This is a genomic window from Pantoea sp. RIT413, assembly GCF_003057675.2.
Taxonomy (GTDB): Bacteria; Pseudomonadota; Gammaproteobacteria; order Enterobacterales; family Enterobacteriaceae; genus Pantoea; species Pantoea eucrina.
Genome location: NZ_QBJB02000002.1, coordinates 86,562 through 103,195, shown reverse-complemented (window position 1 = coordinate 103,195; position 16,634 = coordinate 86,562). Strand labels below are relative to the sequence as shown.

General features: G+C 58.3%; 8 protein-coding genes. 1 reads left to right on the top strand and 7 read right to left on the bottom strand.

The features are described from left to right. Window positions 1–27 precede the first annotated feature (27 nt). The 3 genes from DBY66_RS04085 to DBY66_RS04075 all read right to left on the bottom strand — a co-directional run bounded on the left by DBY66_RS04085 (window position 28) and on the right by DBY66_RS04075 (window position 4,729). Entirely contained in the window at window positions 28–1,953 is a 1,926-nt protein-coding gene (locus DBY66_RS04085; RefSeq protein WP_108569846.1) for a methyl-accepting chemotaxis protein, read from the bottom strand. A 254-nt stretch (window positions 1,954–2,207) separates the two neighbouring features. Continuing rightward, entirely contained in the window at window positions 2,208–3,602 is a 1,395-nt protein-coding gene (locus DBY66_RS04080; protein WP_108569847.1) for a Na+/H+ antiporter NhaC family protein, read from the bottom strand. After that, the gene (locus DBY66_RS04075) at window positions 3,599–4,729 is read right to left on the bottom strand and encodes a M20 family metallopeptidase (RefSeq protein WP_071668348.1); all 1,131 of its coding nucleotides are present in this window, start codon (window positions 4,727–4,729) and stop codon (window positions 3,599–3,601) included. The genes DBY66_RS04080 and DBY66_RS04075 overlap by 4 nt, the downstream gene beginning before the upstream one ends. Window positions 4,730–4,847: 118 nt before the next feature. Between DBY66_RS04075 and DBY66_RS04070 the strand changes: the two genes are divergently transcribed. Then, window positions 4,848–5,774 (top strand): LysR family transcriptional regulator, encoded by a 927-nt coding sequence (locus DBY66_RS04070; RefSeq protein ID WP_108569848.1) that lies wholly within the window; start codon window positions 4,848–4,850, stop codon window positions 5,772–5,774. Between the two features lie 45 nt (window positions 5,775–5,819). Here DBY66_RS04070 and mqo read toward each other — a convergent pair whose 3' ends face one another. The 4 genes from mqo to DBY66_RS04045 form a co-directional block, all read right to left on the bottom strand. Further along, window positions 5,820–7,466: a malate dehydrogenase (quinone) gene (gene mqo, locus DBY66_RS04065; protein WP_040113506.1), complete on the bottom strand. Its 1,647-nt coding sequence runs from the start codon at window positions 7,464–7,466 to the stop codon at window positions 5,820–5,822. Between the two features lie 295 nt (window positions 7,467–7,761). Continuing rightward, window positions 7,762–8,070, bottom strand: a complete 309-nt coding sequence (locus tag DBY66_RS04060; protein WP_040113505.1) for a DUF1471 domain-containing protein — start codon at window positions 8,068–8,070, stop codon at window positions 7,762–7,764. A gap of 226 nt (window positions 8,071–8,296) precedes the next feature. After that, the gene (kup, locus tag DBY66_RS04055) at window positions 8,297–10,165 is read right to left on the bottom strand and encodes a low affinity potassium transporter Kup (protein ID WP_108569849.1); all 1,869 of its coding nucleotides are present in this window, start codon (window positions 10,163–10,165) and stop codon (window positions 8,297–8,299) included. 267 nt (window positions 10,166–10,432) lie between these two features. After that, a complete protein-coding gene (locus DBY66_RS04045) occupies window positions 10,433–16,492 on the bottom strand; it encodes an autotransporter outer membrane beta-barrel domain-containing protein (protein WP_108569850.1) in 6,060 nt (2,019 codons plus the stop codon). Between the last annotated feature and the right edge of the window lie 142 nt (window positions 16,493–16,634).

The window sequence follows — 16,634 nt, the reverse complement described above, 5'->3', positions numbered from 1 at the left end:
TACGGGCTTTTTTCTGGTCGGCGCAGGTTAAAAGCTTTCCCAGCTGGCGTCCGCTGTGGACACAGGCCGGGGTTTAGCCGGCGACGGCGTCAGCACGGGCTTCGGAGCAACCCGGGCGGCATTTTCCTGTTCCGCGGAAAGACGGAAGATGGCCACGGTTTTCTCCAGTTCAATCGCCTGCGACTCCAGCGAGCTTGCTGCGGCTGAAGACTCCTCAACGAGAGCCGCATTCTGCTGGGTGGTGGTATCCATCTCCGACATCGCCTGCGCAATCTGCGAGATGCCCCGGTTCTGTTCATCAGAGGCGGCGGCAATCTCACCCATAATATCGCGCACCTGCGTCACCGACTGCACGATATCATTCATTGTCGTACCGGCACGATCCACCAGTGCCGAGCCGTCGCTGACGCGATCCAGTGATTCGCGGATCAGCGTCTCAATCTCTTTTGCCGCCACAGAGCTGCGCTGCGCCAGGTTTCTGACTTCGCCCGCTACCACGGCAAAACCGCGTCCCTGTTCTCCGGCCCGCGCCGCTTCAACCGCTGCGTTCAGCGCCAGGATATTGGTCTGGAACGAGATACTGTTGATGACATTGATGATTTCACCAATTTTACCGGAGCTCTGACTGATACCGCTCATGGTAGCGATCACGTCGCGAACAATCTCGCCGCCGCGGCCAGCATTGCCGGAGGCGTCGGCCGCCAGCTGGCTGGCGTGATGCGCATTCTCAGCGTTCTGCTTCACCGTAGAGGTCAGCTGTTCCATACTCGCGGCGGTCTGCACCACGGCAGCACTCTGTTGCTCGGTGCGGGAAGAGAGATCGGTATTGCCGGCGGCAATCTCTGCGGAGGCGCGCGCCACGCTGCTGACGCCGCTGCGCACGTTAGCGATAATCGTCTGCAGGCTATGGTTCATGCTGTCAACCGCCTGCATCAGCTCTCCCAGCTCATCGCCACGGGTGGTTTTCAGCGACGTGGTCAGATCGCCTGCGGCAATGCGCTGCGCCGCGCTGAGCGTTTCACGCAGCGGGTGCGTAATGCTGCGCGTAATGCGCCAGGCAATCAGCAGGCTCAGCACCACGCAGATCGCGGCGGCGATAGCGATGCGCCACTCAGCGCCTTTGATAAACGAGGCAGAAAGCTGCGACTGATAGCTGAACATATCTGCCACGCCCGCATTCAGCCGCTCCGCCGCGCCCGTCAGGATGATGGATTCACTTTTCTCGCTGTTAAAAGCGTTCAGGTAGGGCGCCAGGGCGGGGCGCTGCTGATTGACCGCGGCCAGCACGGCCTGCGTTGCGGTAGTGATATCCCCCTGATTAAAACTGTCGAGCAGTTCGGTCAGGGTGGTGATGGTGATAAATTTATCCGCTATGGCGTCTCTGCTGGTTTCGCCGGGATTTTTCAGGAAGTTCTCTTCAATATTAGCGGTATCGTAGAGGGTCGCCGTAAGCTGCATAACCGGCGGCGCGGTCTCTGGCGTCAGGCCGCGATTCAGCGACTCCAGCTGATGTGCCAGCTTAATCAGCGCGGCAGGCGTAATTGCACTGAAGGCCGCGGTGGTTTCTTTAGCGGCGGCAATAAATTTTTCGCGCTGATCCTGATAGCTGTGCATCAGTTCACCCAGCTGGTTCACTTTCTGCAGCCCCTCTGCGTTCCAGCTAAAGCTTTCCAGACGCTGATAAAGCGCGGTAAATTCTTTCAGCGCCTCAACGTTCCGCACGGCAAACTGCTCATCTTTCGTGTACTGATACAGAGTGCGATTCAGCCGTGCTTTACTGAGCGTATTCACCATCTCAACCGTCACGGTGCGCCGGGCTGAGTTATCTTTAATGCTGCGAAAACAATCAAATGCGATAACAGTGATTGCCAGTGAGGCGGCTATCACAATAATAAAACCGGCTCCCAGTTTCTTTCCGATTTTAATATTTGAGAGGGAGTGAGCAAGGCCCATAAAATTCACCTTTAGTGAGATAATGAAATGCAGGTCAGAGGGAGGCGGAACGCGTGCTCTGCCGTCAATTTACTATCGTCACGGCTCACAGAAGCTTGATATCTATTTTTAACGTTCGTCTTTTTATAAATAAATAAATGATGATCCAGAACAATATGGCGTCGGGGAAAACAGGATCGCGCTAAATAAGCGGATCCCCGCCACCGGATACGGCAGCGCCTGGTATCAGGCGGCGCTGCCTGAAAAGCGTCGGGTCAGAATGGCCCCCAGTTGATAGCGACCCCTGTCAGCAGCATCACCACACAGATCACAAACCAGATTGCGATGACCGGGGCAACAAAGCGCAGCCACTGACCGAATGAAACGCCTGCCGTGGCGAGCACCGCCATCAGCACGCCGGACGTCGGGCTCATACAGTTGACGATCCCTTCACCCAGCAGTACCGACTGCACCATCACCTGACGCGTCAGGCCAAGGTTATCGCCCAGCGGTGAGAAAATAGGGATCAGAAGCGCCGATTCTCCCGAGCCGGATGAGATACCAAAGTGGATCAGTGCGGCGCTGATAAACATGCCAATCGTTGCCAGCCAGGCGGGCACCGGCTCCAGCAGATCGGAAAGAAATCCGACGATCGGGTCGAGGACATTGCCCTGCTGCAGCACGAGTGAAATGGCAGCGGCCATCCCCACGATAAACGCCCCTTTGACCAGCGTGGCGCAGCCTGCCAGGAAGGTGTTGGCAATGTCCGATCCTGAGAGACGGCCCATCAGTCCGACGATAATAGTCAGCAGAATAAACATCGCTGACATCTCACGGGTGCCCCAGTGATAGCGCACCGTACCGGCAATAAAGAGCAGCAGCGCCAGCGCCGTGGTCGCCAGAATCAGCTTATGTCGTCCGGTTACCGGAGCAATACTCTCCGCAGCGGCAGACATAGCGGGCCGGCACTCACCGTTTTTACGCGCACGGCGCACGGCGTGGATCAGATAAAGCGCGGCGCTGACCACAAACAGCAGGCAGGTCAGGGCGCGCAGCAGCATGCCGGAGAACAGCGGCAGCTGCGCCAGATGCTGCGTCAGCCCGGTGGTGGACGGATTCAGGATCGCGACGTTATATCCGGCGGCGCAGGTCAGATAGACCAGCGAGGCCCCAAGCATAGGGGAGAGTCCGAGTGAGCGCCCCACCAGCAGTCCGATCGGCACAAAGGCGACCACCGCATTGACGACCACGCCGGTGGTGCCGAGCAGCGAGAAAATCACGGCGAAAATAATGATGATGCGCGTATCACTCAGCGTGCTGCTGCGCGACAGCGCCTGCAGAGCCGTCGCTATCGCCCCGGTTTTCTCGATTACCGCCAGTACGCCTCCGGTAAACAGGATCAGAAAGATAATGGGGGCCTGTTTAACCATGCCCGCAGCGATCGCCATAAAGATCTCCAGCGGCAGCACACCGCTCTGCGGCACCGCATGCAGACTCTCTTTGACGGCAAACTTAATGCCGTCGCGCGTCTCATAATCGTAGACGCCCGCCGGTATAATCCAGGTCGCCACGGCGGCCAGCGCCAGAATAATAAACAGCAGCAGGTAGGGGCTGAGGCCCTCCCGCTGGCGCACAGCCCTGTCCGGTTTTTCCAGCGATATCTGTGTCATGGCGTCTCTCCGCTCAGCAGGCCAGCCAGCAGCGCCGTACGCTGCACCACCTCCGCAACAATAATATGCTCATGCCGCGCGTGAATACCGGCACCGGTGGCGCCCAGCCCATCCAGCGTGGGCAGCCCGAGTGCGGCGGTAAAGTTGCCGTCGCTGCCGCCGCCCACGGAGGCGCCTTCCAGCGTCAGGCCCAGCTGACGACCGATGTGCGCCGCGCGGGCAAACAGTGCGCGTGATGCCGCGCTCTGGCGCATGGGCGGGCGCCCCTGTTCACCGCTGATATGCAGGGTCACGCGCGGGTCATGCGGCTGGAGCTGCATAATTGCCGCGTGCAGGCGGGCCGCCTCCTCTTCAGAGGTGACGCGCGTATCCACTTCCAGACGCGCGCGATCCGCCACCACGTTCGCCCGGCTGCCGCCGCTGGCAACGCCGACGTTGACCGTAGTGCCACGTTCGGGCGCGTTGAGCGCGTGCAGCGCCAGAATCTGCTGCGCCATCTCCTGCACCGCGCTGGCACCTTCTTCCGGATTGTTGCCGGCGTGCGCCGCCAGGCCGGTCAGCGTAAGGTCATAGCGGCCGGTGCCTTTGCGGGCGACCTTCAGCGCGCCGCTGCCCGCTACCGCTGGCTCGACAACAAATACCTGGGCGGAGCCTCGGGCGTGGGTTTCAATCCACTGCTGCGAACCGGGGCTGCCCAGCTCCTCATCACTGTTGCAGAGAAACACCACATTTTGCCAGCCTGGCAGATCAAGCTGCTGCAGTGCGCGTACTGCCCAGATCGCCTGCACCAGGCCCGCTTTCATATCGAGAATGCCGGGGCCGTACAGGCGTCCCTCTTCTTCACGCAGCGTAAGCTCGCCTTTATTCCAGACGGTATCGAAATGGCCAATAATGGTGCTCTGCGGCGTTTGTCCGCCCAGCGAAAATTTCAGGTTATTACCATAGTGCTGCTGCGGTGTTATTTCCGCACGCACGTTAAGACGCTGCTGAAATAGCTGCTGCAGCACTTCACCGCAGGCGTCAACGGCAGATTTGTCATCAGAGGGAGATTCAGCCGCCACCAGCGTTTTTATGTCCGCCAGAATATCTGCGGCATGCTGTTCCAGATAAAGAGTAATCGCTTTCATTTTATAGTTTTCCTGTCTGTCGGGTTTGCACAGGCAGTATGCGCAGAAAAAACACGGTAGAAAAATAAGCTGCGCTGGCTATTATTGTTGCTCTCAGATCAACAGATAAGCGGAAAGTATGACATTATCCAGCTATCCCGAAAAATCGATAAGCTACCTGTATGAGGTCGGAATGCACGGCGGGATCCGCCGCGCTGCAGATGCGCTGGGCGTCAATGCTTCCGCCATCAGCCGCCAGCTGGCGCAGCTGGAGCGCGCGCTGCAGCTGCCGCTGCTGGAACGACGCGGCAGAAATGTGGTCCTGACCGATGCGGGTAAACTGCTGGCAGAGGATTATGCGCTGACCAGTCAGCGCCGCCGTCAGCTGGAGCGGCAGCTGCAGGATATGCGCCATATGCGCGGCGGCAGCGTTACGCTGCGCGTGGGCCAGGGGATGGCAGACGAAGTGATCCGTCACGTTATTGCCGAGTTCTCTCAGGCTTACCCGGCGGTTTTTGTGAATATTCAGTCGGGAGATATGCAGACCACGCTGACGCTGCTGGCAAAAGGTGAGGTGGATATGGCGGTGAGTTTTGGCCCCTCCGGCCCGCCCGGACTCCGCTGTAACAGCTTCAGGCGCGGTCCGATCTGTGCGGTCGTGCCCCCCTCACATCCGCTGGCCGCGCTGGATAAAGTTACGCTGTCACAGCTGGGTGAGCACCGGCTCATCGGCATGGATGAGCAGTTTGGTCTCCAGCGCTATCTGAATGCCATGTTCAGGAGTGAAGGACTCATCTTTACGCCCGCCTGTAGCTGTAACCTGTTTACCAGCGCCGTTTCTCTGGCGCTGGCCGGGCAGGGCGTGGCGTTTATGACGCCGCAGACGCTGAGAAGCATTCACGATTGCGATCGGCTGGTCGCGATACCGCTCGATCACCGCATTGCGCGCGAGAGTCAGTGTCAGCTGCTGCACAGCGCCGATCACCGCATGACGCCCGCTGCGCACTATCTCTGGCGTCTGCTCAACAGCTATTTTGCGCGCTCCGCTAACGGATTACCGGCATAAAAAAAGCCGGACAGTGTCCGGCTCGGGATTCAGGGCTGGTCGCGATTAGAGCGCCATATCCTGTTTAGCAGATTCTTCGCGCGGCTTAGCCTGCATCGGCGCGGCCTGCTGCTCGCTCATATTGATGACAGGTGGTTTGGTCAGCTGGAGTACAGACGCGGTGTTATCCCACACCTGCTGCGTCAGCGCGGTATTGCCATTCAGTTTCTGGCCAAAGCTCGGCACGATAGTACGGATTTTTTCCTGCCACTCCGGTGAAGCAAACTGCTGCGGGAACAGCGATTTCATTACGTTCAGAGTGATAGGCGCAGCGGTTGAAGCACCCGGTGACGCGCCCAGCAGGGCCGCAACGGTTTTCTGCTGATCGGTGACAATTTCTGTACCGAGTTTCAGCACGCCGCCTTTGTCCGCATCTTTCTTGATGATCTGTACGCGCTGACCCGCCTGGATCAGTTTCCAGTCCTCTTTACGCGCGTTCGGATAGTACTCTTTCAGCGCGGCAAAGCGGTCGTCATCGTTCAGCATTACCTGACCAATCAGATATTTCACCAGGTCAAAGTTATCGATACCCACGTGGGTCATCGGCATAACGTTGCTGGTGGTGGTCGCGCTCAGCAGATCGAACAGCGAACCATTTTTCAGGTATTTGGTTGAGAAGGTGGCGAACGGCCCGAACAGCACCACTTTTTTACCGTCGAGGTTACGCGCATCGATATGCGGAACCGACATTGGCGGTGCACCTACGGAAGCCTGACCATACACTTTCTGCAGGTGACGGCTGGTGATCTCCGGGTTTTCGGTCATCAGGAATGAGCCGCCTACCGGGAAACCGCCGTAATTATCCGCTTCCGGAATGCCGGTTTTCTGCAGCAGCTTGATGGCCGCGCCGCCGGCACCGATAAAGACATACTTCGCATCAACGCTGCGATCTTTACCGCTCTTCACATCTTTAATGGTAACGTGCCAGGAGTTATCACCGTTACGTTTGAAATCAGTGACTTCAGACGACGTTTCCAGCGTGAAGTTCTGATCTTTTTTCAGGCTGCCGATCAGCTGACGGGTAATTTCACCGTAGTTGACGTCAGTACCGACCGGTGTCCAGGTCGCAGCAACTTTCTGTGCCGGATCGCGGCCTTCCATCACCAGCGGTGCCCACTGCTCAATCTGCTTGTGATCGGTTGAGAACTTCATGCCCTGGAACAGGGTGGTTTTCTGCAGCGCGGCGTAACGTTTAGTCAGATACTCAACGTTCTTATCACCCCAGACAAAGCTCATGTGCGGCGTAGAGTTGATGAACGAACGCGGATCGTGCAGCACACCGCGCTCAACCTGGCTGGTCAGGAACTGGCGGGTGATCATGAATGATTCGTTGATCTCCAGCGCTTTGCTAACGTCGATTGAACCGTCTGCACGCTCTGGCGTGTAGTTCAGCTCCATGTTAGCAGAGTGACCGGTACCGGCATTGTTCCAGCCATTGGACGACTCCATCGCCACGCCGTCGAGACGCTCAACCATCAGCTGTTTCCAGCCCGGTTGCAGCTCCTGCAGCCAGGTGCCCAGAGAGGCACTCATGATCCCGCCGCCAATCAGCAGCACGTCGGTTTTTTCTGGTGCGTTCTCAGCGTGAACCGCTGAAGAAACAAGCAGTGCGGTCAGCGAAAGCGCGGACACAATTTTTTTGGTCTGATTCATGCCAGTCCTGTTCTTTATTCAATGCAGATGAACGTTAAAAATTCGGATGGCAAATTAAAATATTGTTACGGAAAGATTAACCTGTTTTTAGTTATTTAACTATTTACGCGGATTAATTAAGTTACATAATTATATTCAGGTTAAATAAGCAGCAAATAAGGCGGGAGAGGCGATGTCAATATCAGCAGGATAACCGCTTCTGTTGCGCGGTTATTCTTTATAACCACAGGCTGAACTTAAAGCAAATAAAAGTGCGGATAATTGCGCCCGCCGGTTATTCAGCAGGCGCAGAGCGTTAGCCGTTTAGCGCAATCTCATCACCGGTGTGATAGAGCGTCGCTTTCGCCGCCAGCACCGGGTGCCCGTCATGCGCCGGCTCATGCGACTCCACATCACTGATATGATATCCCGCCGCCCCGGCAGCCAGCGTCTTTTTAACCACCGCATCGGTCAGATCTTCCATTGAGGTTGCCCAGCTCACGCTGGTTACGCTGGTGGGGCGCAGCGAAGCGATCTGCTGTGGCGTCAGATCGGCACGCACCAGCACCGGCTGAATATCCTGCGGGGTAAAAATAGAGATAACATCATTGATTAACGCTTTCATAGGCCTGCTCCTGAGAGAATTGCACGGTATGGGTTCGTTATGCATTTTTCTGCCCGGCTTAAAAAGCGCGGGCGACAGAGTGACTAAACACTCTGCCGCGCCGTCTGGTTTAGCTTTAATTGCTAATAAGTTGTTAAGAAAAATTCTGCCACAACTTTGTCACTCTTACAGCAACCTGGTTGCATCTGCTTACAGGTTTATGCTGTGTTTTGGTGCACTTACCCGATCAAAACTCGCGCTGACCACCCAGTTCAATGACGCGGTTGGGCGGGATATGAAACTGTTCATGAGCGCGCAGCGCATTGCGCTGGCAAAAGTGAAAAATGCCGCCGCGCAGGCGCGCCAGACCACGACGCTGTTTCATCACCAGCGTGTCGTGGGAAGTAAAGAAAGACGCTTCATTGACCGAGCAGCCAAAGCCCTCCAGCCCGCACAGGTGCAGGATCTCAGCCATCGACGGCGTTTCACGCCAGCCATAGGCGGCAGTGACCTGCCAGAAGGAGGCGGAAAGCGGCGTCAGCGTTATACGCTGCTGGTTATGCACGCGCGGCGTGTCGACGGTGCGGATATGCAGCAGCACGACGCGACGGTGCAGCACGCGGTTATGTTTAAGGTTGTGCAGCAGCGCCTGCGGGATCTCAAACTCTTTACGCGCCAGAAACACGGCGGTGCCCTCCACGCGGCTGGGCGGGCTTTTTTCCAGCGAGCTGACCAGCGCCAGCAGGCTGGCCTGACTGCTGTCGAGACGCCGGATCAGCCGGTTGCGCTCGCTGCTCCAGATAAGCATCAGCGCCATCATGGTCAGCGCCAGCAGCACCGGGATCCAGCCGCCTGACAGCAGCTTCATCAGGTTTGAGATAAACAGCGGCACGTCGATGCACAGCATCATCAGCAGGAACAGCCCCGCCAGCGGCAGCGGCCAGCGCCAGTTGCGTTGCGCCACCACGCCTGCCAGCCCGGCGGTGATCACCATTGTACCGGTCACGACAATGCCGTAAGCAGAGGAGAGCGCCGACGACTCACGAAAGGCCACTACCACCAGCATCACGGCGGTAAACAGCAGCCAGTTCACGACCGGAATGTAGATCTGACCTGACTCGGTATGCGAGGTAAAGATAATGCGCATCGGCGGCAGAAAGCCCTGCCGTATCGCCTGATGCGTCAGCGTATAGACGCCCGAAATCACCGCCTGCGCGGCGATAACCGTTGCCAGCGTCGAGAGCACAATCAGCGGGATCTGCCCCCACGCCGGCGCCAGCAGGTAAAAGGGATTACTGATCGCGGCGCTGTTCGCCATCACCAGTGCGCCCTGACCAAAATAGTTAAGCACCAGCGCCGGCATAGCGATAACCAGCCAGGCAAGGCGGATAGGGGTTTTACCCAGATGCCCCATGTCAGCATAGAGCGCCTCGGCACCGGTAACGGCCAGCACCACCATGCCGAGCGCCGCCAGCGACAGCGCAGAGTGGCTCAGCAAAAAGTCGAGCGCATAGTGCGGACTCAGCGCCTGAAGCACCTGCGGGTTAAGCAAAATGCCGCGTACGCCGAGCAGCGCAATGGCGGCAAACCAGACAAACATTACCGGCCCGAATATGCGGCTGACCTTTTCAGTGCCCTGGCGCTGAATGACAAACAGCAGCGTCAGAATAACCAGCGCCAGCGGGACCACAATCCGCTCCAGCGCCGGTGAAACCACTTCAATGCCTTCAATGGCGGAGAGCACCGAAATCGCCGGGGTGATCACCCCGTCACCATAAAAGAACGCGCCGCCGATGAGACCGGCCAGCATCACAGCGTGCCCCGCTTTGCTGCTGACGCCGCGTCGCGCCAGCGCCATCAGCGTCAGGATGCCTCCCTCTCCGTCATCATCCGCGCGCATGACGAAACAGACATACTTCAGGGTAACAATCAGCGTCAGCGCCCAGAAGATGAGCGATAAAAAGCCCATGACGGCAGCCGGTGTGACGCTGCCGTCGGGCAGAATCGACAGGCACTCTTTCAGGGTATAAAGCGGGCTGGTCCCGATATCACCAAAGACGATACCGGCAGCAGCCAGCATGCCGGCAGGCAGCGAGGCTTTGTGCGGGTGTTTCATGAATTTCCTGCTCAGGTTAACAGAGAGGCGCGGTCTCTTCAGCGCCGGAGTTATAGCGGCGAAGATAGCGGTTTTCGGCGCAGGCAGGGAGAGGGTGGCGAATATTTACACACCATTTTTACGCCGGGAGCGCAAATTTTTACGCGTTTTTTATATCGCTGCGCGTTTAACAGCCAGATAAACAGCGTGCTGACTCAGCCAGCCTGGAGAGCAGGTACAGGGAGACACGGGACGACCTGTCGGGAGCGTCCTGTGTCTCCGGCCGGTTCAGAACTGCCAGCGTACGCCAGCATTGTAGCGCCATCCTTTGGCACCGTTCCCGTCGAGCGCTTTACGGTAATCCGCTTCGGCATAGAGCGAAACGTCATTGCGCAGCGTCACCGTGCCGCCCGCGCCCGCTTCCCACATCTGACCAAAACGCCCGCTGGTAAACGTCGCGCCCAGCGCCGGATTATCTGCAGCAGCGACCGATGTCCGCGCCGCGCCGCCCCAGCCTTTGTAATAATTTGCCCGCAGCCAGGGCGTATACTGGCGCTGATGCTCATCACTCCAGGTGCGATCGAGGCGTGCGCCCAGCCGGCCAATCGTCTGGTCATAATCGCCGTAGCGCACTTTGCTGCCATCCTTGTCGGTAAAATCATTCATGTTTAGCTGCATATAGAGCAGCTGCGCCTGCGGTTCCAGCTGATAGCCGTCACCCAGAGCAAACGGATAGCCGCTCTCCAGTGAAGCGGTCCAGCCGTCTCCTTTCAGCTTAGCCACCTGTTTTTGCCGCGCGATGTTGGTGTCACCACGATGCCGGTCAAATGACAACACCCCATCCATATAAAAGCCGTTATCACGTTGCCAGGTGCTGTAGAGCGCCAGGCTGTCGCTGTTAAAGGTGGTGCTGCTGTAGCCATCCGCTGCCTTCGGGCGCAGGCGCGTATTGCCGCGCGTATACGCTATACCGCCGCGCAGGGAGTCGCTATCGCCATCAAGCCGCAGCAGATTGCCACCAAGCTGGACTGCGCTGTAATCGAGATCAAAATCGTATCCGTAATTGCGGAAGCTGCGATCGCTCTGGTATTTCAGGTCAGAACCAATGTAGCGGAGAAACATCTCGCCGCCGTTGTCGTCAGCGCGCCGCTCTCCGTGGCGCAGCTCACCCAGACGTTTATGCAGGTCATCAACAATGGCAGCGGTATAATAAGCCAGCCCCACGGGCGCTGAAACATAAGAGGGCACCTGTGGTACCACGGCCGGACGCGCGTCATAAGTTTGTTCGCTACCAAAGGCATCGGTAATCAGCGCAGGCTGGCAGCTGCTGCTGTTCTCGCAAATGAGATAGTTTGCCAGGCGATAATCCCAGTAGCGGTTCCCGCTGCCGCTGACCAGGCGCTGCGCCGGATCGCTGCTGCCCGGTGCGAAAGTGTATAAACGATACTGCCACGGTCCGGCCCCAAGATAGCCGTCCGCCAGCGCAAAGCTGCCGGCAGCCGCGTTACCACCTACCTGCGCCAGCGAAATACCTTCATTGCCTTCCACGCCACCGTTGCGATTGAGATCGGTCAGCGCACCGCTGCTGGCTGCGTCCGGCTGCACATTCAGCAGCGTGGTACCGCTGGCGTTGCCGGTCACGTTAATGCGATCGGTAAATTGATTGCCTGGCGCTCCCCCTTCGTTCAGTCGGGTGATCAGGTTGGCCTGACCGCCCGCCGACACCAGCGAGCCGTTGATGTCCAGCGTATTGCCCGGTGAACCGGCACCGTTGGTGAGGTCCAGCGTACCGCTGTTATTAACCACCAGCGAGCTGGCCGTACCGCCAGCCAGCAGCGGATGTACATTATTACCCGCGTACAAGGTGGATGCCCTGTCAATGTTGATGGTGCTGCGTGCCAGCTGCAGATTATCGGTCAGAGTCCAGCGCGCATCCGCAAAGTTAATGGTGCTCCAGCCGGTGCCGAGATTGACGCCCTTGCTGCGATCGTCGGCGCTAAAGCTGCCGCCACGCCCGTCAATCTGGCTGAATGTGAGACTGTTGCCGGCTCCGCTGCCGCTGGTGAGATGGTAAGTGGTGCTGAGGCTGACGCCGCTGACGCTGGCCTGATTGTTGTTACCATTGCCCATTGTCAGGCTGCCGTTGAGCGAGCCGCCGCTCCAGCGAAAGGTGTCAGATCCGCCGCCGGGATTGATATCGCCGCGCACTTCGCCTTCGGTCAGCAAAATAACGTCATCGGCATTGCTGCCAGCCACCGCCTGAGTTTGCGGCGTGGCGGTAATAATCGTGCCGAAGTTTTCGAACACCGTCTTACCACCGCGTAAATCCACAACCGGTGCACTCAGGCTGGCGGAGCGGAGCGTTCCGGTGTTCACAATGGTGCCAGCCGTACTGGAGATCAGCGCCGATCCGCCTGCGGCATTATTAATGTTCACGCTGGCAGCGGTGAAAATATCACCGGTGGTATTGGCCCGAATCCCGCTACCGCCTGCGCCGGTGACGTTGAACACGTAGCCCGAACCCAGCGTCAGATCGCCACGCGTCGTGCTGCCGTCGGCATTCGCAATGTTCAGACCGTTGCCGTTGCCGCTGACGTTTGCCGTGACGGTGGAAGCGGGATCAAACGCCACGCCGGTACGAATGCCGTTGCCGTTGCTGACGTTAAGCGTCAGGTTGCTGAGCGTGACATTACTGAGTTCTGCCCGGTTCTCTATGCCGTTGCCGCTGCCGGAGACATTGATGCTGGCATCGCGGGCGCTGAGCGCGGCGGCCCCCTCGTCCAGTAAAATGCCGTGGGCAGTACCGCGCGCGGTAATTGCGGTATTACGACCGGTCAGCGCCAGGCTGGCCCCCTCGCTGATACGCACACCGGCTACGCCGTTTTCAACAGTGATGATGCCACCCTGCGCGAGCGTACTGCCGCGACCGGCAACATCCAGCCCGGTGCCGCGGGTGATTGTGACCACACCGTTATTGGTTAAGGTACTGCCGGCACGGGAGCGGATGCCGATACTGTTATTTCCGCTCAGACTAAGCGCACCATTGTTGATCAGGGTAGCGCCATTGGTGATATCGAAACCCGTGGCACCAACGCCGGCACCGCGGATACTGGCGTTGCTGGTAACCCGCGTTGCGGCAGCGCTGCCATCCAGCGCATTACTGAGGTCGCTGCGCAGCGTATTCACCAGTACGCCAACGGCATTCTCGCCGCTCAGGTTAAGCGTGCTGCTGCGGTCCAGCGTGGCTGTCGCGCCTCCCTCGATGCGAACCGCCGTACTGCCTGCGCCGCTGGCGGTAAAGCTGGCGTTCGTGCTGTTTAGCGTGCTGCCATTGCCGGAAACAATGACGCCGGTGGCGTTTGCTGCACTGGCGTTGAGCGTACTCGCGGCGTTGAAACCGAGCGCTGCCCCCTCGTCAATGCGGTAGCCGGTGGAGCCCGCAGTCGTGATGTCCAGCGCACGCGTTGCCGAAGTGATACGAGAGCCGCTACCCGCTGCGTGGTAAGCGATCTGATTGCTGTTGTTAAAGATCGGCGTTGATCCCGCGGCGATATTAACCTGTGCACCGCTGAGCGCTTCAGCACCCATTGCACCGACACCATTCAGGGTAAGCGTGCCGGCATCAAGCGTGGCTACGGCCAGTGCGCCGCTGGCCGTCACGCCGCGCGTGCGATTACGTACGCTGCCGCCATTGACATCAATGTTACCGCTATTGCTGGCGGTGGTAGCAAACGTGCTGCCCGCACTATTAACCACGATGCCGCTGCCGCCTCCGCTGATACTGATATTGCCGCTGTTGCTGCCGCTGGCACCGCTCTCCACGCGCATCCCGGTGGTGCTGGCGCCGCTGAAGATGATATTGCCGCTGTTGGTAAGCCGGGCGCGATTACGCGCCAGATAGCCGGTAATAGCGTCCTGCGCCGAATCAAGCTCTGCCGCTGAAATAAGTCGCGTATCGGCAACCGGAGCGCGACTGCTGGCACCGGTCAGCGTATGTTTTTGTCCGTCGGCGATCGCCCCGATGGCATTGCTGCCGGTGAGATTAATAGTGGTTGCAGCATCAATATTGCCCAGCGCACCGCCTTCGATATTTACGCCCGTCGCACCGATCCCGCTGACGTTCAGCGTGGCGTTACGGGTGTTAACCGTGGTGCCGTCAGCACCGGTGCCGTTGATCGCCACGCTTCCCGCGCCGGAGGCAGTCAGCGTGGTATCTGAACCATCAAATTCGGCACCCTGTTCGATACGAAACAGCGTGGAGTTACGGGTGGTGACGTCAAAAGCATTGTTATCCGCTACGTTAATCAGCGCATTCGGACCATAGGCAAAGAAGCCGATTTGCTGACTGCCGGTACTGAAAGCCGGGATCGCATCCTCGGTAACATTCACGGTGGCATTACCGCGTGCGTGTACGCCAATTGCACCGTTGCCTGTCAGATTGATGCGCCCATCCACATTAGCCTGTGCTGTGCCGCTACCCTGTCCCTCTACCCAGACGCCAAAGTTGCGTGTGCCGCTGGCGGGATCGGCACCGCCTGCCACGTTGATCGTACCGGTGGAACTCGCTGCCGCCGTACTGCCATTGCCAGCCAGTACTTTGAGGCCGGTGCCGTTAACACCGTTGAGATTGATAGTGCCGCGATTCTCCAGTGTACCGCTGCTGTTACTGACCAGCATGCCGGTGTTTTCGCGCGGCACGCGCGCCGCACTGCCGTTAACATCAATAGTGCCGCTGTTGATGAGCGTGGCGTTGTTCGCACTGCTGACGGACATGCCGGCCGCATTCTGCACTCGGGAACCCAGTACGATGCTGCCTTCACTGATCGCGCTGCCATTCGCCAGCAGGGCAATACCGCTGGTCAGACCGCTCTGATTCATCGCGGTTTCCGCCACGCTATCGCTCAGGCTGTTTTGCGGACCGCGTCCGATGTAAATGGTGCCCGCGCTGTTATTAGTAAAGCGGCTGCTATCGGCCGTGAGCAGAACGCCAGAGGTGGTGCCGCGTGCGGCCGAGCCATTAACGCCAACGTTAATATTCCCGCTGTTACTCGCCTGCGCGCTGGTATCCAGCCGGATACCAGCGACGCCATTGGCAAGATTGCTGCCGGTGGTGCCGAGGTTCAGCACGCCATTATTGGTAAAGCTGCCGTTGTTTTGTACCGTAACCGCCGTCGCGTTGCTGCTGGCCGCGCCCACACCGGTGCCGTCAATCCGGTTGAGAAAGCCGCCGTTGATCACCCCGCTGCTGCTATTAGTTGCGCTGGCATCATCCAGCGAGAGTGCCGTACCCCGGCTGGCCAGCTTGCCATCGATGGTGGCGCTGGCACCGGATGCAACCCGCACGGCACCGCCGTTCGCGCCGACCGCCTCAAGCGTTTTATCTGCGGCAACAGTAATCTGTGAACCAGCACCCTCAGCATTGATCACGATACGGTTACCCAGGGGCTGTGTGATCTCATCCGGCGGCGTGGCGCTGACGCTGTAAACAATTTGTTCATCAGTGAGGGTGACGGCTTTATTAAATTCGCTGAGGTAACTGGCCGTGGCGAGATTGCCGTTTTGCAGCTGACTCACCAGCCAGTTGTTATAGCGCTGCAGCTGACTGGCATTGGTCACGTTAAAAGAGGTGCGCCTGCCATCCAGCGTTTGTACGCTGAAGCTGCCGTGGTAAGTGGCGAGGTTTTGCACGCTCAGACTGTCAGTTGCGCCACTTCCGGCTACATCTGCTGCTGAACCGGTGAAGGTGATACGGTTATTGCTGTTCCAGTTAATCACCCCGCCATTACTGGCCTGAAACAGCGTGGTGTTTTTTGCCGCCATGCTCCAGGCATTGGTACTGGCACTGCTGCTGGCATTGCTCTGCCCGATAGCGACATCCAGCGAGCTTCCGCTGCCGGTTACATCCGCTACGCGCGCGTTAATATACTGATTGTTATTCACGTTTTGCAGGTCTGGCACCACGGTGGTGCTGCTAACCGGTGCCAGTGCTACCAGACTGGCTGAATCGAAAACCTGAAAGGTCGTATTGCCGCCTGTGGTGAGATCCGGCACGGTAATAGCAAAATTTTGCGGGCCGGTATCAAGTCTCGCCCCATCGATAAATCCGGCGCCAGAGACGATGCTGACCTGCCCGAGCGTCGTATTTGTTGCGCCATCAATGCCTGTTTCAAATGCCTGATTGCCGGTCAGGGTCTGGCTGCCGCTGGTGACAATCAGCGCGCCGTTTTGTTGATCGTTATCGCGGGGATTGTAGGGACCAAGAGCGGCAGCCTGGCTGGCAAATGGGACGCAGAGCGCGGTCTGTACTGCCACTATTCCTAACGCAATGGGATTCAGGGTGAATCTCATACATCCTCCGGTAAACGATTTTTCAGCAACATGATGAATTCACCGCGCTAAAAGAGCGGACAGCACGAAGCGAATAATGTTTTTCAGCATGAACTAAGTGCCTGGCTTTATGTTCAGGCAGGGCAGGCGTGACGATATTTAA